Origin of the sequence: Amycolatopsis melonis, assembly GCF_040064235.1 — a bacterium.
Classification (GTDB): Bacteria; Actinomycetota; Actinomycetes; order Mycobacteriales; family Pseudonocardiaceae; genus Amycolatopsis; species Amycolatopsis melonis.
This window is the reverse complement of record NZ_JBDZYD010000003.1, coordinates 645,119-663,201: the sequence shown is the minus strand read 5'-3', so window position 1 is coordinate 663,201 and position 18,083 is coordinate 645,119. Positions and strand designations below refer to the sequence as shown.

Here is an 18,083-nt window from a genome sequence, read left to right as displayed (position 1 = left end):
CGCCGACAAAGTCGCCGACGACGAGATCCGCGCCGCCCGGCGCCGACGCGAACGCTCCTGACAAACCACATTTGCACTGTTCAGGGGCTATTCCGTTGGATATTCCGCGAGATGTCCGGGAACCCCGTCTCGACGTACCCGGCCGCAACCCCGGCGCCGTACGCCGCGGCCGTCGCCGCGATGAACCCGACGGCCCACCCGGCCGCCCGCCCGAACGCCGCCGCACCGACGTGCGTCGCGACGTTCGCCGCCGCCGCGGCGCAGCTGACCGGGGTCATGGGAAGCTCGACCTGCAACCGCTCGATGCTGCCGTCCTGAAGCCCGGCGGCCTTCTCGATCCTGTTCATCCTCGTCCTCGTCTCGGGTGACCGGTTGATCGCTCCGGACGCTAGCTTTGCCGCCCCCGCACCACATCCACCGATCTGACGAGCACGCCGGGTTCGAGGAAATCGTCGAGGACATTCCGCAATCCGCGTGAAAATCCTCGCATACCGGACATAACGGGCATCCTCTGGTAACTTCGCTGTCGAACCCGTCCGAAAAGACCGCACCCGCGGTACGGACGGGAATCTTCCCCCAGTGATCGGAGGAGCAACCATGCAGAAGCTGGCCGAGAAGATCGCCCGCGACGACGTGTGGGCCAAGTGGGTCGAGGCGAACTCCCAGCCGTCCGCCAAGGAAGGCTGCATCTCCCGCAAGGAAGGCTGCATCTCCCAGGCAGGCTGACCGCCCCCCCCCCCCCGGGGGGCGGGGGGGGCCCCCCCCCCCCCCCCCCCCCCCCCCCCCCCCCCCCCCCCGCGCCCCCCCCCCCCCCCCCGGGGGGGGGGGGGCCCCCCCCCCCCCCCCCCCCCGGCGCCGCCCGCCCCACCGCCGATTGGACCCCGCGTGCAGCCGACCGCCGAGATGCTCGACCACATCCGCGACATCCCGCTCTACCGCGAATCCCTCGCCACCGGCACCTTCCCCGTCCTCGAAAAGGACACCATCAGCCGCGGCTTCCCCGACAACTTCATGACCCCGGACCTCGCCGCCGCCCTCGACACCGGCGCCGCCGAATTCGTGCTGTCCACCGGCACCAACCACGCCCGCATGCAGCTGATCCGCCCGCCCTACTTCCTGCTCGAGTCCTACTACCGGCTCTGGTCCGAACACCCCGCCATCCGCCACACCTGGCACGCCGGCTGCCCCCGCGTGTCCGTCACCACCGTGCTCGCCACCGAACACGTCGCCCGCGTCAACGCCCGCAAACGCGGCGAACCCCCGCTCGACCACCCACCACTGGCCGACCGCCGCCTCGACGACCGCACCGTCTACGTCAACCAGCACCTCGACCCGGCACAGTGGACCCGCGCCGACGTCGAACGCATGCTCACCGAAATCGACCAGATCCGCGACGGCGGCGACTACCACCTCGACTGCTCCAGCTACCACCTCGCACACCTGCTGGACAAAACCCGCGAATTCGGCCTCGACCTCCCCGCACCCGCCAGCGTCGTGCACGCCTACGAATACACACCGGACAACATCGCCCGCTACCTGCGCGCCCGCCTCGGCTGCCCCATCGTCGACCTGTTCGGCAGCACCGAACTCGGCTACCTCTACTACAGCGGCAACGACGGCACCTACCACCCCCACCTCGACCGCATGGCCGTCGAACTCCTGCCCGTCGAACCCGGCAGCACCCTCTACGCCCTCATCGTCTCCAGCATCCGCAACCCCTGGATGCCCCTCATCCGCTACCGCTCCGGCGACCTCGCCCGCACCGCCGACGACACCCCCGACCCCACCCGCATCACCCGCTTCTGCGGCCGCGAAAAGGAACTCGTCCGCGTCGGCACCACCCTGCTCTGCCACGGCGACCTCGACCGCTGGATCGGCGAAACCGCACCCGAAGTGTTCCTCTACCGCCTCCGCGTCGGCCAGGACACCACCGCCGAACTCGAATACACCACCTTCGACCGGCAGCCCGCCGACACCACCGCACTCACCGCCGCCCTCGCCGACCACCTCGAACTCACCGTCCACCCGGTCCACCGCCAACACATCCCCATCGGCAAGTCCGGCAAATACGCCTGGCTGCACCCCGCATCCCGCACCCGCTGACCACCCGGACAAGGAGCCCGCCGTGCCCGTCACCCCCGCCGACCTGCGCGCCCTCCTGGGCGAAGACCTCCACGCCGAAGTGGTCGACTACTTCACCACCAAAACCGGCCACCCCACCGGCTTCGTCGAACGCCAGGTCCTCGAATGCCTGCGCTACCTCTACCTCGTCTCCGCACACCAGGACCGCCTCGCCGGCACCTTCCTCCCGGTCGAACAGGAAATCGACGAAGTCTGGCACTACCTCATCCTGCAAACCCGCGAATACCGCGAACTCTGCACCCGCCTCCCCGGCGGCTTCTTCATCGAACACCGCAGCATCAGCTACACCGCCTACGCCGACGAAGCACCCCGCGAACGCACCGCCACCGAAGCCCTCCAATGGATCCCGCTCTACCAGGACGCCTTCGGCCCCTTCGACGCCGGCGCACTCCCCCACTGGACCATGCCCCGCTTCCTCCACGAGCAGATGGACATGTCACTGGCTCAGATCGCCGAACTCGACATGGCCGCCCTCTGACCCACCACCGCCACCGCGCTCGCCACCACCAGCTGCACCCCCAGCACCACGGCGAACGCGGTGGCGAACCCGGCACCGGACAGTCCCGTGTAGACCGACCCCAGCCCGGCCACCCCCACCGCCATCGCCCCCTGCTGCGTCGTCACCAGCACACCCCCACCGGCCCCCGCGAACTCCGGCGGCACCGCACCCAGCACCGAAATCTGCGACGACCCCACCACCAGCGCCTGCCCCAGCCCGACCAGCACCAGACCCGGCAGCAGCCACCACACCACCGCACCGGACGCCAGCACCCCCAGCAGCCACGCCACCCCCGCCGCCTGCACCAGCGCCCCCAGCCCCAGCACGCCGTCCCCACGCCGGGCCCGCAACCACGGCACCGCGAACGAACCCGCCAGGAACGCCGCCGACATCGGCACCACCGCCAGCCCCGCCGCCGCCGGACCCAGCCCGAACCCGTCCTGCACCGTCAACGGCAACGCGAACAGATACCCCGCCCACGCCGCGAGGAACGGCGCCACCACCAGCAACCCCCGCCGCACCGGCGGCGTCGCCAGCACCGACGGCGGCAGCAACGGCACCCGCCCCCGCGCCACCACCCGCACCTCCGTGCGCCACAACACCACCGCCACCACCGGAACCAGCACCAGCACCCCGGCCGTCCACCACGGCCACCCCAGCACCGGCCCCCGGTTCAGGCCTGCCAGCAGCAACACGATCATCAGCGCCAGCAACGCCGTCCCGCGCAGATCCACCCCCATCGGCCGCGGCGACCGCGTCTCCGGCACCAGCACCACCGCCAGCACCACCGCGACCACCCCCAGCGGCAGATTCACCAGGAACACCAGCCGCCACGACATCCCCCACAGATCCGCCGCCACCAGCACCCCGCCCAGCACCAGCCCCAGAATCGCCGCGAACCCCGCCACCGCCGCGTAGAAACTCATCGCCCGCGCCCGCCGCTGCGGCACCACCGCCGCCTGGATCGTCCCCAGCACCTGCGGCGGAATCAACGCCGCCGCCGCACCCTGCGCCACCCGCGCCGCCACCAGCCACCCACCCGAACCCGCCACCGCACACCACAACGACGCGGCCGTGAACCCCACCAGCCCGGCCACCAGCACCCGCCGCCGCCCGAACGCGTCCCCCAGCCGGCCACCCAGCACCAGGAACACGGTGAACGCCAGCCCGTACCCGGCCACCACCAGCTCCAGCTCCGCCCCCGACGCCCCCAGCTCGTCCCCGATCGTCGGCAACGCCACGTTCACGATGAACGCATCCGTCATCGGCAGCAACGCCGCCAGCAGCACCACCGCCAGCCCCGCCCGCCCCAGCTTCGCCTGCTCCACCGTCGTCATGCGAACCGGAACCCCCGATACCCCTCCGCCGCGACACCGTCACAGATCGCCCGGTACGCATCCAACCCACCCGCGAACGGCGCGAACACCCGCGCCTTCCCCTCGACATTCGCGCCCACGTAATAGGAATCGGTCCGCGGATACAACGTCCGGCCCGCCAGCTCCGCCACCCGCGCCACCCACTCCTCCTGCGCCGCGGGCAGCGCCTCGACCTCGGTGACGCCCCGCGCCCGCGCCAGCGTCAGCAGCTCGCACACCCACTCCACGTGGTGCTCGATCGCCCGCAGCACGTTCGACAGCACCATCGTGCTGCCCGGACCGGTCAGCGTGAACAAGTTCGGAAACCCCGCCACCGCCAGCCCCAGATAACTCCGCGGCCCCTCCCGCCAGACCTCCTCCAGCGACCGCCCGTCCCGCCCCCGCAACCCCAGCCGCGTCAACGCCCCCGTGAACGCGTCGAACCCCGTCGCCAGCACCAGCACATCCAGCACATGCTCACCCCGCGCCGTCCGGACCCCCTTCGCCGTCACCTCCTCGATCGGGTCCTCCCGCAGATCCACCAACCGCACGTGCGGCAGATTGAACGTCTCGTAATACCCGTCGTCCACACACAACCGCTTCGTCCCGATCGGATACCCCGACGGCACCAGCGCCCGCGCCACCGCCGGATCCCGCACCACCGCCCGCACCCGGTCCCGGAAGTACTCCGCCAGCACCGCGTTCGCCGCCGGATCCCGCCCGGTGTCGGTGAACGTCGCCACGATGTGCGTCCCACCCCGCGCCCACGCCCGATCCAGCTCCGCCACCCGCTCCACCGGATCGGTCTCCAGCGCCGCCCGCCCCGTCCCCGTCACCGGATGCCCGAACCGCGTCGTCCGCGCAGCCACCAGCTTCCCCTCGTACCCGGCCACCGCCGCGTCCCGCTCCGCCTGCGTCAACGCCCGGTTGCGCGCCGGCACGCTGAAGTTCGCCGTCCGCTGGAACACCACCAGCTCCCCGGCCTCCTTCGCCAGCTCCGGCACCACCTGGATCCCCGACGAACCGGTCCCGATCACCCCCACCCGGCGCCCGGCCAGCTCCACCGGCTCCGCCGGCCACCGCGACGTCCGCAACACCGTGCCACCAAAGGAATCCAGCCCTGGAAACGCCGGAGTGTGCACCGCCGACATGCACCCCACCGCCGTCACCACGAACCGCGCCCGCACCCGCTCCCCGGTGTCCGCGGTCAGCGTCCAGCCGCCGTCCTCGAACACCCCACCCGTGATCGTCGTCCCGAACGTGATGTGCGGCCACAACCCCCGCCGATCGGCGAAGTGCTCGGCATACCGCAGGATCTCCGGCTGCCCCGCGAACCGCTCCGACCACTGCCACGACTCGTACAGCTCCCGGTCGTGCAGATACGAGTAGTCCAGGCTCTCCACATCACACCGCGCGCCCGGATATCTGTTCCAGTACCACGTGCCACCGACCCCGGCGGCCGTTTCGTAGGCGTGGCAGGAAAACCCCCGCCGCCGCAACTGGTCCAGCACGTGCAACCCGGCGAAGCCGGCCCCGATCACCGCGATGTCCCACACATGATCAACCCTACACAAATACGGACATACGGGGCATACGGCGCAAAGGTGTCGGGATTTCCCTCACTTGGCGGTTTCTCGCCCGCAGCGAACACCGAACGCTCACAGCGAAACCGCCACCCGGAACGGATCACCGCCCCTACGGTCGACCCATGACCCAACTCGCCGTACCCGACATGCAGGTGCAGCCGTCCCCCGACACGGTCTACGAACAGCTCCTGCGCGACCGCATCGTCTTCCTCGGCTCCGAAGTCACCGACGAAGTCGCCAACCGCCTCGTCGCCCAGCTGCTCCTGCTCGCCGCCGACGACCCCGCCAAGGACATCACGTTCTACATCAACTCCCCCGGCGGCTCGGTCACCGCGGGCATGGCCATCTACGACACCATGCAGCTCATCAAGCCCGACGTCACCACCTGGGGCCTCGGCTTCGTCGCCTCCATGGGCCAGTTCCTGCTGTCCTCCGGCACCCCCGGCAAACGCCACCTGCTGCCCAACACCCGGATCGTCATGCACCAGCCGTCGGCAGGCATCAGCGGCGCCGCCACCGACATCGCCATCCAGGCCGAGGTCTTCGGCAAGATGAAACGCCGCATCGCCGAGATCACCGCCCGCCAGACCGGCCAGACGGTCGAGCGCATCACCGCCGACGCCGACCGCGACCGCTGGTTCGACGCGGAAGAAGCCCTCGCCTACGGCCTCGTCGACCACATCGTCGCCCCCTGACGCGCGTGTCGTGAGTGAGAAACAGGGTTAGAACACTGTTTCTCACTCACGACAACCCGGGAACTCTCCCCGCCGTGAGTGCTTTTCCTTGCTGGTGGAGCGATTTTCTGAAGCTTGGCCCACCGTATAGGGCGTTATACAGTTAGAGTCCGCGGCGCTTGAGCAGGGGTTCGATCTCCGGGTCGCGGCCGCGGAAGGCGCGGAACGCGTCCATCGGGTCGATGCTTCCGCCGCGGCCCAGCAGGGTGCGCCGGAAGTGGTCGCCGTTCTCGCGGGTCAGTCCCCCGCTCTCCCGGAACCACTGGACGGTGTCGGCATCGAGGACCTCGCTCCAGATGTAGGAGTAGTACCCGGCGCTGTATCCGCCGCTGAAGATGTGCGCGAAGTACGTCGTGCGGTAGCGCGGCGGGATCGCGTCGAGGGCCACGCCCGCCTTCACCAGCGCGTCGGTCTCGAACCGCTGCACCTCCCCCACCCGGTCGTCGACGCCGAGGGTGTGCCACGCCTGGTCGAGCAGGGACGCCGCCAGGTACTCGGTGGTGGCGAAGCCTTCGCCGTACTGCTGGGCGGCGAGGAGCTTCTCGACCTGCTCGGCGGGCAGCGCCTCCCCCGTCTCGTGGTGCTTGGCGTAGTTGGCCAGTACCTCCGGCCACAGCATCCACATCTCGTTGACCTGCGAGGGGTACTCGACGAAGTCCCGCGGCACGTTGGTGCCGGAGAACGTCGGGTAGCGGACGGCCGAAACCAGCGCGTGCAGGGCGTGGCCGAACTCGTGGAACGCGGTGACGACCTCGTCGAAGGTCAGCAGGGTCGGCTCGCCCGCAGGCGGCTTGCCCACGTTGAGGACGTTCACCACGACCGTCTTGCGGCCGAGCAGCTCGGACTGGTCGACGAAGGTGTTCATCCAGGCGCCGCCGCGCTTGGAGTCGCGGGTGTAGAGGTCGAGCAGGAACAGGCCGAGCGGGCTGCCGTCGGCGTCGAAGACCTCGAAGGTCCGGACCTCCGGGTGGTACTTCGGCAGGTCGTCCCGCTCGGTGAAGGTCAGGCCGTACAGCTTGGTGGCGGCGAAGAAGACACCGTCGCGGTACACCCGGTCGGCCTCGAAGTACGGGCGCAGCGCCTCGGTGTCGACGTCGAAGCGTTCCCGGCGGACCTGCGCGGCGTAGTACGGCCAGTCCGACGGCCGCAGCGTCGCGCCCGGCACGTCGGCTTCCAGCAGCTGCTGCAGTTCCGCGGCTTCGGCGCGGGCGTTGGCGACCGCGGCCGGCGCCAGCCGCTCCAGCAGCCCGGCGGCGGCTTCGGCGGTCTTGGCCGTCTCGTCGGCGATGACGTACGCCGCGTGGTTCGGGTAGCCGAGCAGCGCGGCCCGTTCGGCGCGCAGCCGCACGATCTCGGCGACGACGGCGTTGTTGTCGAACTCGTTGCCGCGGTTGCCCCGCGCCATCGACGCGGTGTGGATGCGCTCGCGGACCTCGCGGTTGCGCAGGGTCTCCAGCGGCGACGCCTGGCTGGTCGGCAGGGTCAGGGTGAGCACGTACTTGCCGTCCTCGCCCCGGGCGGCCGCCGCTTCGGCCGCGGTCGCGATCGCGCCTTCGCCGAAGCCGTCCAGCTCCGCGCGGTCGTCGATGACGACGGCGAGGTCGTTGGTGTCCTTGAGCAGGTTCTGCTGGAACTTCGTCTGCAGGGTGGACAGCTGCTCGTTCAGCTCGCGCAGGCGGGCCTGCTCGGCCTCGCCGAGCCCGGCGCCGGCACGGCTGAAGTCGGTGTGGCGCCGCTCCAGCAGCCGCAGCGACTCCTCGTCAAGGCCCAGCTCGCCGCGGCGCGCGTGCAGCGCGTCGATGCGGGCGAACAGCCGCGGGTTGAGGTGGATCGCGTCGTGGTGGGCAGCCAGCTTCGGCGCGAACTCCGCCTGGATGGCCTGGATCTCCTCGGTGCTGTTGGAGCCGGCCAGGTTGTAGAAGACACTGGCCACGCGGCCGAGCAGCTCACCGGCGCGTTCGAGGGCCACGATGGTGTTCTCGAACGTCGGCTCGGCGTCCTGGGCCGCGATCTGCTCGATCTCCGCGGCGTGCTCGGCCAGCCCGGCCTCGAACGCCGGCCGGTAGTGCTCGTCGGCGATCCGGTCGAAGGGCGGGAGGGCGTAGGGCAGCTCGCTGGGTGCGGCGAACGGATTGTCCGGCGAAATCATCGGGCAGGCTCCTGGTCGGGGAAACACTCGGTCCCGCCACCCTACGGGGTCCGCCGGGGCGAACGTCAGCGCTTTCCGGAGGTGGACGGCGTCAGCCGCCGGTGGTACCGCCCACCACGGCGTCGCTGCCGCCCGCCGCCTTCTTCCCGCGTTTCGGCTTCGGCTCCGGCGGCACGATGCCCCGCAGGTCCCCGCCGTGGTCGTTGACCCGCAGCACGAACGGCCGCGTCTCGGTGTAGCGGACCACCGAGATCGACGCCGGGTCGACCACGATCCGCTGGAAGGCGTCCAGGTGCTGGCCCAGCGCGTCGGCGAGAATGGACTTGATGACGTCGCCGTGACTGCACAGCAGCCAGACGGCGTGGTCACCGTGTTCGGCGGCGATCCGCCGGTCGTGCGCCCGGACGGCGGCGACCGACCGGGCCTGCATCGCGGCCAGCCCTTCGCCACCGGGAAACACCGCGGCCGACGCGTGCGCCTGCACGACCCGCCAGAGCGGCTCCTTCGCCAGGTGCTTGAGCTCCTTGCCGGTCCAGTCCCCGTAGTCCACTTCGGACACCCCGGGCTCGACGACCTTCGCCAGGTTCCGCGCGGCGGCCAGCGGCGCGACGGTCTGCTTGCACCGCAGCATCGGCGACACGACCAGCTCCGCGAGCGGCACACCGTCGAGCCGCCCGACAAGCTTCTCCGCCTGTGCCCGGCCGGTGTCGTCGAGGTGCACCTTGGGCGACCGCCCGGCCAGCACGCCGGAACCGTTGGCCGTCGACTTGCCGTGGCGGAGCAGAATGACCGTACTCACGGGACCCACCCTACGTGGGGACCGATCATGCGGTCCCCACGCGGGGCACCGGCCCGGAGCGGGTCAGTGGCCGACCGGGCCCGCGTTGGGGTCCAGCACGCCCGTGAAGATCAGCACGAACAGCAGCACGCCGAGCACCAGCCGGTACACCACGAACGGCACGAAGCTGCGCTTCTTGATGTAGGCCATCAGCCACGCGATGACCGCGTACCCGACCCCGAACGCGACCAGCGTTGCCAGGATCGTCGGGCCCCACTGCGCCGGCACGCCGCCCGCGCCGATGTCCTTCAGCTTGTACACACCCGAGCCGAACACCGCAGGCAGCGCCAGCAGGAACGAGTACTCCGCAGCTTCCGCCCGCGTGTAGCCCAGCAGCAGGCCCGCGCTGGTCGTGCCGCCCGACCGGGACACGCCCGGGATCAGGGCCATCGCCTGCGCGAACCCGAAGCCGAGGCCGTGCGGGACCGTCAGGTCGTCCAGCGTGCGCTCCTGACGGCCGATCCGGTCGGCGAGCAGCAGGATCAGGCCGAACACGATGAGCACCGTCGCGGTGATCCGCAGGTCGCGGAACGCGCTGTCGATCTCGTCCTGCAGCCACAGTCCGAGCACCACGATCGGCAGCGAGCCGACGATGATCAGCCACCCCAGCCGGGCGTCCGGGTGGCGGCGCCACTCCGGCTTGTACAGCGAGAAGAACCAGCCCTGCAGGATCTTGCCGATCTTCGGCCCGAAGTAGATGATCACCGCCAGCTCGGTGCCGATCTGGGTGACCGCGGTGAACGCCGCGCCCGGGTCGTCCCATCCGGCGAGCGCCGCGACGATCCGCAGGTGCGCGCTCGAGGAGATCGGCAGGAACTCCGTCAGGCCCTGGACCAGGCCCAGCACCAGTGCTTCGAACCAGCCCACGTCAGGCCACCCCCGCCAGCTCGAACGCCTCGACGGCGGTGCGCAGCGCGGCCGCCGCGTCCGGGGTGTAGGGCGACACCGACAGGGTCGTCACGCCGGCTTCGGCGTATTCGGTCATCTTCTCCGCGATCCGTTCCTTGGGACCCAGCAGCGACGTCGCGTCGAGGAACTCCGCCGGCACCGCCGCCATCGCCCCCGCCCGGTCGCCCGCCAGGTACTTTTCCTGTACTTCGGCGGCCTCGGCCGCGAAACCCATCCGGCACGCCAGCCGGTTGTAGAAGTTCTTCTCCCTGCTCCCCATCCCGCCGAGGTAGAGGGCCGCGTAGCCGCGCACGGCGTCCGCGCACACCCGCCAGTCCTCCCCCGGCACCAGCGGCACGGTCGGGACGACGTCGAAGCCGTCCAGCGTGCGGCCTGCCCGCCCGGCACCCGCGCGGACGTGGGCCAGCTGCTCCGCCGCGTGCGACGGCGAGAAGAACACCGGCAGCCAGCCGTCGGCGATCTCGCCGGCCAGCTCCAGGTTCTTCGGGCCGATCGCCGCCAGGTACAGCGGGATGTGCTTCCGGGCGGGCCGGACGGTCAGCCGCAGCGCCTTGCCGGGCCCGTCCGGAAGCGGCAGCGTGAAGTGCTCACCTTCGAACTTCAGCCGCTCCCGGCGCAGCGCCGACCGCACGATCTGCGCGTACTCCCGGGTGCGGCCCACCGGCGAGGTGAACCGGACGCCGTGCCAGCCCTCGGACACCTGCGGGCCCGACACGCCGAGGCCGAGCCGGAACCGCCCGCCCGAGAGCGTGTCCAGCGTCGCGGCGGTCATCGCGGTCATCGCCGGGGTACGGGCCGGGATCTGGAGCACGGCGGCGCCGACGTCGATCCGCGCCGTCTGCGCCGCGATCCAGGTCAGCACCGTGACCGCGTCCGAGCCGTAGGCCTCCGCCGCCCACACCACCGCGTACCCGAGGTCGTCCGCCTGCTTGGCCAGCGCCAGGTTCGCGGGGTCGTTCCCCGCTCCCCAGTAGCCGAGATTGAGTCCGAGTCGCACGGGGCCGAACCCTAACGGGGCCCCTTGTGGGCGACACGACTCACCTTGGTCTCCTCCGGACGGGGCAGCACACTAGGCTCGGCGGTCGTGGAAAAGCGACAGCTCGGCCGTTCGGGACTGCGCGTCTCGCGGATGGCGCTCGGCACCATGACCTGGGGTGGCGACACCGACGCGGAGGAGGCGGCCAGCCAGCTGGTCGCCTTCGTCGACGCCGGCGGCACCCTGGTGGACACGGCCGACATCTACGGCGAGGGCGAGAGCGAGCGGGTGCTCGGCTCGCTGCTCGGCGACCTCGTGCCCCGCGACGACGTCGTCGTCGCCACGAAGGCGGTCGCCAAGCGCACCGACGGCCCGTTCGGCGGCGGCGCCTCGCGCGGCGCCCTGCTCACCGCACTCGACGGCTCGCTGCGGCGCCTGGGCACCGACCACATCGACCTGTGGCAGCTGCACGCGTGGGACGGGTGCGTGCCCCTGCAGGAGACCCTCGCCGCTCTCGAATACGCCGTGACCAGCGGAAAGGTGCGCTACGTCGGCGTCTCCAACTACGCGGGCTGGCAGCTGGCGACCGCGGCCGCCGGCGCTTCGGCCGTCGCGCCGATCGTGTCCACGCAGGTCGAGTACTCGCTGCTGGAGCGCGGGGTGGACCGCGAGGTCGTGCCCGCGGCCGAGCACCACGGCATCGGCCTGCTGTGCTGGGCACCGCTCGGCCGCGGTGTGCTGACCGGCAAGTACCGCACCGGCACGCCCGCCGACTCGCGCGGGGCGAACACCGCGTACGCCGGCTACGTCGAGCACCACCGCACCGACCGGGCCGCCCGGATCGTCCAGGCGGTCGCGACCGCGGCCGATGGGCTGGGCACCTCGCCGCTGGCCGTGGCACTGGCCTGGGTCCGCGACCGCCCTGGCGTCGTCGCCCCGGTCGTCGGCGCGCGCGACACGGGTCAGCTGACCGGCTCGCTCGCCGCCGAGGACATCACCCTCCCGCCCGCCATCCGCTCGGCCCTCGACGACGTGAGCGCGATCGAGGTCGGCTACCCCGAACGCTGGCCCCGGTGAGCGCCAGGTGTCTGTTCGGTGACACGCACGTGACGGCACGGGGATCAAGGAGCATGCTGGTGAGGACCGCCCGCCGAGGGACACCTGGAGGCACGAACGTGCGTCGGCTCGCCGCCGTGGCGTGGATCGCGATCCCGCTCGCCGGTGCCCTCGTGCTCTCCGGCTGCTCGTCGGCCCGGACGAACACCGACGAACTGCAGGTCGTAGCCAACCCGCAGGCCGCCCGCCCGGCGGTCTCCCCCGCCGTGAGCGTCAAGCCCGCCGGGCAGGTGCTGCCCGGCGGTGCCGTTTCGGCGGTGGCCGTCGACGAAAAGACCTCGACCCTCGTCGTTGCGGTTTCCCAGCCGCCGTCGCTGCGGCTGTACGACCTGAACGCGTTGGCTTCAGCCCCGGTGAATATGCCGTTATACGCTCCCGCGGAGAAGCTGACGGCGACGCCAGGGCGGGTCGAGATCGCCGAGCCCGGTGCGGGTGTGGTGCAGGAGCTGTCGCTGCCGGAGCGGAAGCTGACCGAGACGAAGACGGGCGGGAAGCCGGCGTCGAGTGTCGCGGTCGGCGCGGACCGGCTGGTCGCGATGGGTGAGGCGAAGGACATCCGGGTGCTGCCCGCGAGCGGTCCGGCGCGAACGATCGCCGGGCAGCTCTACAGCGCCGACGACGTCGTCGACACCGGCAGTGGCGTGGTGGTGCTGGACCGGCTGCGGACGGCCGTGTTCTCGGTGGACGTCGCGGGCGGGAAGATCGACGAGGGCCTGCGGGCGGGTGACGGCGCGGCGAACGCGGTGGCCGACTCCTACGGGCGGGTGCTGGTGACCGACGCGCGGGCGGGGGCGCTGCTGGCGTTCTCGGCGGGCCCGCTGATCCTGCGGCAGCGTTATCCGGTGCCCGGCGGGCCGTACGGGATCGCCTACGACGCGGCGCGCAGCCTGGCCTGGGTGACGCTCACCGAACGCAACGAGGTGGTCGGGTTCGACGTCCGCGGCGGCGAGCCCGTCGAGAAGTTCCGGTTCCCCACCGTGCGCCAGCCGGACTCGGTCGGGGTGGACGAGAAGAGCGGCCGGGTGATCGTCGGCTCGGCCGCCGGAGAAGGGACCCAGGTGATCCAGCCATGACGACGGTCAGCGAGGCGGTGGTCGAAGGGGATTGGGAGTATCGCCGCCTGCACCTCCCCCCGGGCGTGTCCCGGCGTGCGGCGGCGATCCAGCTCTCCATCCACGCGGAGTTCGCGGGCTGGGAACTGCGCACCGTCCGGCTCTACGCCGACGGCACGCGCCGGGTCTGGCTGCGCCGCAAGCGAACGGCCGAGAGCCTTCCCGGCGCGCTGCCGACCTAGGGCCGGTATCGAAGCCGCGGCAGTAGACCTCAGCCGTACACGCGGTTCAGCCAGTCGCTCCAGGCCTTCTCCTCCGCCTCGGCGTCCGCGCCCGGCGTGAACACGTGGTGGGCGACGACCATCGGGCCGTGGAAGCCGCGCAGGAAGCGGAACATCGCGTCCGGTGTCCGGACCCCCACGGTCTGGGAGTTCACCGCGTAGACGACGCCCTCCCGGCCGTTCACCCGGACCCGGTCGCCCTCCGCGGGCCGGGCCGTCAGGCCGAGCGCCCAGCCCAGCTGCGTAAAGGCGGCGTCCCAGTCCCCCACCGGCGGCCCGAACGCCGTGACCGGGACCGCCGTGCGGCCCGCGAAGTGCGTCACGTACTCGACGAGGGTGCGGAAGAACAGCGCGCCGCCCGCCTGCATTGCCTCGAACTCCTCTTCCCAGTCGTCTCCGGGCAGGAAGCCGCTGGTGACGCAGCGGATGACCGAGCTGCCGCCGTCGCGGCCCTCGATGAGGAACTCGTAGGCGATCCGGCGGCCGTCGGGCTCGGGGTCGCTGCCGTAGACCAGCTTCTCGAGCGGGTCCCACTCGCGGATCCGGTACTCCGGCCGGTAGCTGCCGAACGCGCTGCGGACCACCCCACCCGTGCCGCCGTCGACCTCGTTGCGGCCCATGAACCAGGAGTCGATGCCCGGCCCGGTCGCGATCGCGTCCCACAGCTGCTCCGGCGTGGCGTCGACCTCGGCGGTGTCGATCGCTTCGAACTCATGCCCCACCGCCGGCCTCCTCCGGGACGCTCGGGTGCACGGCGACGACCACCCGGTGCTTGCGGCCTTTTTCGGCCGTCTCGTCGTGGTACTTGCCGACCAGCGCCGTGACCGCGGCGGTCAGCTCCTCGGCGAACGCTGCCCGGTCGGCGGCGGAGGCGAACCGCACTTCGCCGTCGAGGGCGAAGGTCGCGACCCGCTGCTTGGCCTTCGCCGCGCCGGTGATCAGCAGGCCGACGTCGCGCACCAGCCGTCCGGCGACGGCGAGCAGCCAGCGGGCGGAGAGCCGGTCCGGCGACTGGGCCGGGTCCGGCTGGACCGCGGCCAGCGCGGACGGCGAGATGACGTACGACGACGCCGTCGCCCGCATCATCCGCTCGGTGACGTTGCCCTTGCGCCGCTCCTCGACCAGCTCGACCAGGCCGTGCTTTTCCAGCGCGCGCAGGTGGTAGTTGACCTTCTGCCGGGGCAGGCCGACGCGCGCGGCGAGCATCGTCGCCGAGGCGGGCTGGGCCAGTTCGGCGAGCAGCCGGGCGCGGACGGGGTCCAGGGAGACCTCGGCCGCGGCGGCGTCCTCGATGACGGCTACGGAGTGCATGCCGCCCAGCATGTCGTCCGAACAGAGAAGTTGTCAAGAACGGCGGGTTTGTCGGCGGTTGACTTCATCCGCACCTGAAGTCCCACGATGGCCGTCATGGCCACGCTACTGAGTCTCCTCGACGCACTCGACGACCGCCCGCAGGCCCGTGACCTGCGCGAACGAACCTACGAAGGCCTCGGCGACGTCGTGGTCGACGTCGGCTGCGGCAGCGGCCGCGCGGTCGGCGAACTGGCCGCCCGCGGGGCACGGGCCATCGGCGTCGACGCCGATCCGGCCATGGTGCAGCTCGCGGCCGGGCGCTGGCCCGCCGGGGAGTTCCGCGTCGCCGACGCCACGGCACTCCCGCTGGACGACGGTTCGGTGACCGGCTACCGCGCCGACAAGGTCCTGCACGCCTTACCTGACCCTGAGCACGCCGTCGCCGAAGCCCGGCGGGTCCTGGCGCCTGCCGGGCGCGCGGTGCTCGTCGGGCAGGACTGGGACACGTTCGTCATCGACTCCGGCGACCCGGCGCGGACGCGCGCCCTCGTCCACGCCCGCGCGGACGGCATGCCCCACCCGCGGATCGCCCGCCGGTACCGGAACCTGTTGCTGGACACCGGGTTCACCGACGTCACGGTCGAGGTGCACACGCTGGTGTGGACCGACCCGTCGGTCCTGCCGGTACTGGTCAACCTCGGCGGCGAGGGTGCCTGGCTGGAGGAGCAGAAGGCACGGGCCCGGGAGGACCGGCTGTTCGTCGCGGTCCCGATGTTCCTCGCGGCCGGGACCCGCCCGGGCTGATTGCCTCGGCTTCGCGGCTGGTGCGAGTCAGCCGCGGGTGGCCGCGTTGACCAGCGCGACCACCCGCGGCAGCACCTGCGCCGCGGCTTCCAGCGGCACGACGTGCCCGACGCCGGGCAGCACCACCGCGGTCCCGTCGGCCAGTCCGCTCACCCACTGCTCGACGTCCGACGCGCGGACGATCCGGTCCCGCTCCCCCACGATCGCCGTCACCGGCAGGCCGCTGACCTGCGTCAATGCCGCTTCGCGGGCGTAGGCGTCGAGGGCGGGCCGGAACAGCGAGACCGTGTGCGGCCAGTTGCCGCGGATCATCTTCACGGTCAGCTCGACCAGCTCGGGGTCGGGGTCGTCGCCGAACAGCCACCAGCGCAGGCCCGCGCTCACCGCGCGGCTGGTGTGCTCGCGGACCACGCCGAACAGCTTCGAGCCGAGCACCGCCTCGAGGTCGCGGGCCAGCTTGCCCAGCGCGTTCGGCCACGCCGCCGACACCTCGGTGGCCAGCGTCCCGGACGACGTCGCCAGCAGCACCAGGCCCGCGACGCGGGCGGCGAACAGCTCCGGGTGCCGCTGGGACAGCGACATGATCGCCAGCCCGCCCATGTCGTGCCCGACCAGCACCACCCGGCCCTCGGGCACCTCGCGCGCGAGCAGCTCGGCGAGGTCGTCGCCGAGCTGGGCCATGGTCGCCGTGCCGCGCCGCGCCCGGCCGGAGCCGCCGTGGCCGCGCTGGTCGTAGGTCAGCACGGCCACCGGGCCGTCGGCCGCGTCCGGGACCAGCGGCGCGATCCGGCCCCAGCTGCGCTGGTCCAGCGCGTAGCCGTGGACGAACACCACGGTCACCGGCGCGCCCGGGTCGCCCCTGCGGACCACCTGCAGGGACGTGCCGTCGGCGAGCGCGAACGCGGTCATCAGGACGTGCGCAGGAACCGGTCCAGCACGCGGGTGCCGAACTTCAGCGCCTCGACCGGGACCCGCTCGTCGACGCCGTGGAACAGCGCCGAGAAGTCGAGGTCCGCGGGCAGCTTCAGCGGCGCGAAGCCGAAGTTGCGGATGCCGAGCTGCTGGAACGACTTCGCGTCGGTGCCGCCGGACAGCATGTACGGCAGCGTCTTCGCGCCCGGGTCCTCGGCCAGCACCGCGGCGGTCATCGCGTCGACGAGCGCGCCGTCGAAGGTCGTCTCGACCGGCGGCAGCTCCATCCACTCCTTCTCGATGTCCGGGCCGAGCAGCTCGTCGAGCTCCCGGTCGAAGGCTTCCAGCCGCCCGGGCAGGATCCGGCAGTCGACCGCCGCCTCGGCGACCGACGGGATGACGTTCGACTTGTACCCGGCGGTGAGCATGGTCGGGTTGGCAGTGTCGCGCAGTGTCGCGCCGATCATCCGGGAGATGTTGCCGAGCTTGGCGACCGAGCCTTCGAGGTCGTCCTCGGGGAAGTCCCAGCCGGTGATCTCGGTGACGCCGGCGAGGAACTCCTTGACGGAGTCGGTGAGCACCAGCGGGAACCGGTGGTTGCCGAGCTTCGCGACCGCTTCGGCCAGCTTGGTGACGGCGTTGTCGCGGTGGATCATCGACCCGTGTCCCGCGGTGCCGCGCACCCGCAGCTTCATCCAGCGGATGCCCTTCTCCGCCGTCTCGATCAGGTAGGCGCGGACGTCGTCCTTCAGCGTGACGGAGAAGCCGCCGACCTCGCTGATCGCCTCGGTGACGCCCTCGAACAGTTCCGGCCGGTTCTCGACCAGCCACTGGGCGCCGTAGTGGCCGCCCGCCTCCTCGTCGGCCAGGAACGCGAAGACGAGGTCGCGCGGCGGCACGACGTTGTTCATCTTGTAGTGCCGGGCCAGCGCGAGCGCCATCCCGCACATGTCCTTCATGTCGACCGCGCCGCGTCCCCAGACGTAGTCGTCCTGGACGGCGCCGGAGAACGGGTGGACCGACCACTCCGACGGGTCGGCGGGCACGGCGTCGAGGTGCCCGTGGATGAGCAGCGCGCCCCGGCTGGGGTCCGCGCCGGGCAGCCGGACGATGACGTTGTGCCGGTTCTTCCCGCCCGACTCGACGTAGGTGATCTCGTAGCCGGCGTCGGTGAGCTTCTCCGCGACGTACTCGGCCGCCGCCCGCTCGCCGACCAGCGTGTCGGGATCGCCGGTGTTGGTCGTGTCGATGCGGATGAGCTCGCTGGTCAGCGTGACGGCCTCGGCCGCGGCGGCTTCGATCAGGTTCGGTTCGGTCACCGGCCATTCCTATCACCCGGACGGCCGGGTGCGCCGGTCACGCACCAGGTGGGACTGCCGCCGGCTCGCCGTGGACACGGGACCGGTCTCGGCGAAGCAACCGCGGAAGGCAAATAGG

19 protein-coding genes are annotated in these 18,083 nt (G+C 71.7%); 9 read left to right on the top strand and 10 right to left on the bottom strand.

Going from position 1 to position 18,083, the window contains the following annotated elements; all coding sequences use genetic code 11:
• Positions 1-111 precede the first annotated feature (111 nt).
• The 4 genes from ABJI51_RS11065 (at position 112) to ABJI51_RS11050 (ending at position 2,620) form a co-directional block, all read left to right on the top strand.
• Positions 112-318: a hypothetical protein gene (locus ABJI51_RS11065; RefSeq protein WP_348949770.1), complete on the top strand. Its 207-nt coding sequence runs from the start codon at positions 112-114 to the stop codon at positions 316-318.
• Positions 319-597: 279 nt separating this feature from the next.
• Positions 598-726 (top strand): hypothetical protein, encoded by a 129-nt coding sequence (locus tag ABJI51_RS11060; protein WP_348949769.1) that lies wholly within the window; start codon positions 598-600, stop codon positions 724-726.
• A 159-nt stretch (positions 727-885) separates the two neighbouring features.
• Positions 886-2,103: a phenylacetate--CoA ligase family protein gene (locus ABJI51_RS11055; protein WP_348949767.1), complete on the top strand. Its 1,218-nt coding sequence runs from the start codon at positions 886-888 to the stop codon at positions 2,101-2,103.
• Between the two features lie 22 nt (positions 2,104-2,125).
• The gene (locus ABJI51_RS11050; RefSeq protein WP_348949765.1) at positions 2,126-2,620 is read left to right on the top strand and encodes a glycine-rich domain-containing protein; all 495 of its coding nucleotides are present in this window, start codon (positions 2,126-2,128) and stop codon (positions 2,618-2,620) included.
• Here the strand turns inward: ABJI51_RS11050 and ABJI51_RS11045 are convergent.
• Complete coding sequence (locus tag ABJI51_RS11045; protein WP_348949764.1) at positions 2,587-3,978, bottom strand: MFS transporter; 1,392 nt, start codon at positions 3,976-3,978, stop codon at positions 2,587-2,589. The genes ABJI51_RS11050 and ABJI51_RS11045 overlap by 34 nt on opposite strands.
• A complete protein-coding gene (locus tag ABJI51_RS11040) occupies positions 3,975-5,552 on the bottom strand; it encodes a flavin-containing monooxygenase (RefSeq protein ID WP_348949762.1) in 1,578 nt (525 codons plus the stop codon). Before ABJI51_RS11040 ends, ABJI51_RS11045 begins: the two co-directional genes overlap by 4 nt.
• A 152-nt stretch (positions 5,553-5,704) precedes the next feature.
• Between ABJI51_RS11040 and ABJI51_RS11035 the strand changes: the two genes are divergently transcribed.
• On the top strand, positions 5,705-6,277 hold the full coding sequence (locus tag ABJI51_RS11035; RefSeq protein WP_348949760.1) for a ClpP family protease: 573 nt from the start codon (positions 5,705-5,707) through the stop codon (positions 6,275-6,277).
• A gap of 142 nt (positions 6,278-6,419) precedes the next feature.
• On the opposite strand, the gene ABJI51_RS11030 is transcribed toward ABJI51_RS11035, so the two are convergent.
• The 4 genes from ABJI51_RS11030 to ABJI51_RS11015 form a co-directional block, all read right to left on the bottom strand.
• Positions 6,420-8,465 carry a M3 family metallopeptidase gene (locus ABJI51_RS11030; RefSeq protein WP_348949758.1) on the bottom strand — a complete coding sequence of 682 codons (2,046 nt, stop codon included), beginning with the start codon at positions 8,463-8,465 and terminating at the stop codon, positions 6,420-6,422.
• Positions 8,466-8,556: 91 nt separating this feature from the next.
• A complete protein-coding gene (locus ABJI51_RS11025; protein ID WP_348949756.1) occupies positions 8,557-9,264 on the bottom strand; it encodes a histidine phosphatase family protein in 708 nt (235 codons plus the stop codon).
• Between the two features lie 63 nt (positions 9,265-9,327).
• Positions 9,328-10,170 (bottom strand): undecaprenyl-diphosphate phosphatase, encoded by an 843-nt coding sequence (locus tag ABJI51_RS11020; protein WP_348949754.1) that lies wholly within the window; start codon positions 10,168-10,170, stop codon positions 9,328-9,330.
• A gap of 1 nt (position 10,171) precedes the next feature.
• Positions 10,172-11,209, bottom strand: coding sequence for an LLM class F420-dependent oxidoreductase (locus ABJI51_RS11015; RefSeq protein WP_348949753.1), 1,038 nt, complete (start codon positions 11,207-11,209; stop codon positions 10,172-10,174).
• A gap of 87 nt (positions 11,210-11,296) precedes the next feature.
• Here ABJI51_RS11015 and ABJI51_RS11010 point away from each other — a divergent pair, with 87 nt between their 5' ends.
• The 3 genes from ABJI51_RS11010 (at position 11,297) to ABJI51_RS11000 (ending at position 13,598) form a co-directional block, all read left to right on the top strand.
• A complete protein-coding gene (locus tag ABJI51_RS11010; RefSeq protein ID WP_348949751.1) occupies positions 11,297-12,265 on the top strand; it encodes an aldo/keto reductase in 969 nt (322 codons plus the stop codon).
• 98 nt (positions 12,266-12,363) lie between these two features.
• Positions 12,364-13,377, top strand: coding sequence for a YncE family protein (locus ABJI51_RS11005; protein ID WP_348949749.1), 1,014 nt, complete (start codon positions 12,364-12,366; stop codon positions 13,375-13,377).
• Positions 13,374-13,598: a DUF5703 family protein gene (locus ABJI51_RS11000; RefSeq protein WP_348949748.1), complete on the top strand. Its 225-nt coding sequence runs from the start codon at positions 13,374-13,376 to the stop codon at positions 13,596-13,598. The genes ABJI51_RS11005 and ABJI51_RS11000 overlap by 4 nt, the downstream gene beginning before the upstream one ends.
• Positions 13,599-13,627: 29 nt before the next feature.
• On the opposite strand, the gene ABJI51_RS10995 is transcribed toward ABJI51_RS11000, so the two are convergent.
• Entirely contained in the window at positions 13,628-14,359 is a 732-nt protein-coding gene (locus tag ABJI51_RS10995) for an SRPBCC family protein (protein ID WP_348949746.1), read from the bottom strand.
• The gene (locus tag ABJI51_RS10990) at positions 14,349-14,948 is read right to left on the bottom strand and encodes an ArsR/SmtB family transcription factor (RefSeq protein ID WP_348949744.1); all 600 of its coding nucleotides are present in this window, start codon (positions 14,946-14,948) and stop codon (positions 14,349-14,351) included. Before ABJI51_RS10990 ends, ABJI51_RS10995 begins: the two co-directional genes overlap by 11 nt.
• A gap of 96 nt (positions 14,949-15,044) precedes the next feature.
• Between ABJI51_RS10990 and ABJI51_RS10985 the strand changes: the two genes are divergently transcribed.
• Complete coding sequence (locus ABJI51_RS10985) at positions 15,045-15,734, top strand: methyltransferase domain-containing protein (protein ID WP_348949742.1); 690 nt, start codon at positions 15,045-15,047, stop codon at positions 15,732-15,734.
• 27 nt (positions 15,735-15,761) lie between these two features.
• Here the strand turns inward: ABJI51_RS10985 and ABJI51_RS10980 are convergent, their stop codons facing one another.
• Together ABJI51_RS10980 and ABJI51_RS10975 are read right to left on the bottom strand one after the other, a co-directional pair.
• Entirely contained in the window at positions 15,762-16,643 is an 882-nt protein-coding gene (locus tag ABJI51_RS10980; protein ID WP_348949740.1) for an alpha/beta fold hydrolase, read from the bottom strand.
• Entirely contained in the window at positions 16,643-17,965 is a 1,323-nt protein-coding gene (locus ABJI51_RS10975; protein WP_348949738.1) for a M20/M25/M40 family metallo-hydrolase, read from the bottom strand. Before ABJI51_RS10975 ends, ABJI51_RS10980 begins: the two co-directional genes overlap by 1 nt.
• Between the last annotated feature and the right edge of the window lie 118 nt (positions 17,966-18,083).

What these genes read in the sequence shown, in the direction of transcription:
- ABJI51_RS11035 (WP_348949760.1), top strand. Translation starts at nt 5,705, where the DNA reads ATGACCCAACTCGCCGTACCCGACATGCAGGTGCAGCCGTCCCCCGAC.
- ABJI51_RS11045 (WP_348949764.1), bottom strand. Translation starts at nt 3,978, where the DNA reads ATGACGACGGTGGAGCAGGCGAAGCTGGGGCGGGCGGGGCTGGCGGTG.
- ABJI51_RS10985 (WP_348949742.1), top strand. Translation starts at nt 15,045, where the DNA reads ATGGCCACGCTACTGAGTCTCCTCGACGCACTCGACGACCGCCCGCAG.
- ABJI51_RS11060 (WP_348949769.1), top strand. Translation starts at nt 598, where the DNA reads ATGCAGAAGCTGGCCGAGAAGATCGCCCGCGACGACGTGTGGGCCAAG.
- ABJI51_RS10990 (WP_348949744.1), bottom strand. Translation starts at nt 14,948, where the DNA reads ATGCACTCCGTAGCCGTCATCGAGGACGCCGCCGCGGCCGAGGTCTCC.
- ABJI51_RS11030 (WP_348949758.1), bottom strand. Translation starts at nt 8,465, where the DNA reads ATGATTTCGCCGGACAATCCGTTCGCCGCACCCAGCGAGCTGCCCTAC.
- ABJI51_RS11065 (WP_348949770.1), top strand. Translation starts at nt 112, where the DNA reads ATGTCCGGGAACCCCGTCTCGACGTACCCGGCCGCAACCCCGGCGCCG.
- ABJI51_RS10980 (WP_348949740.1), bottom strand. Translation starts at nt 16,643, where the DNA reads ATGACCGCGTTCGCGCTCGCCGACGGCACGTCCCTGCAGGTGGTCCGC.
- ABJI51_RS11000 (WP_348949748.1), top strand. Translation starts at nt 13,374, where the DNA reads ATGACGACGGTCAGCGAGGCGGTGGTCGAAGGGGATTGGGAGTATCGC.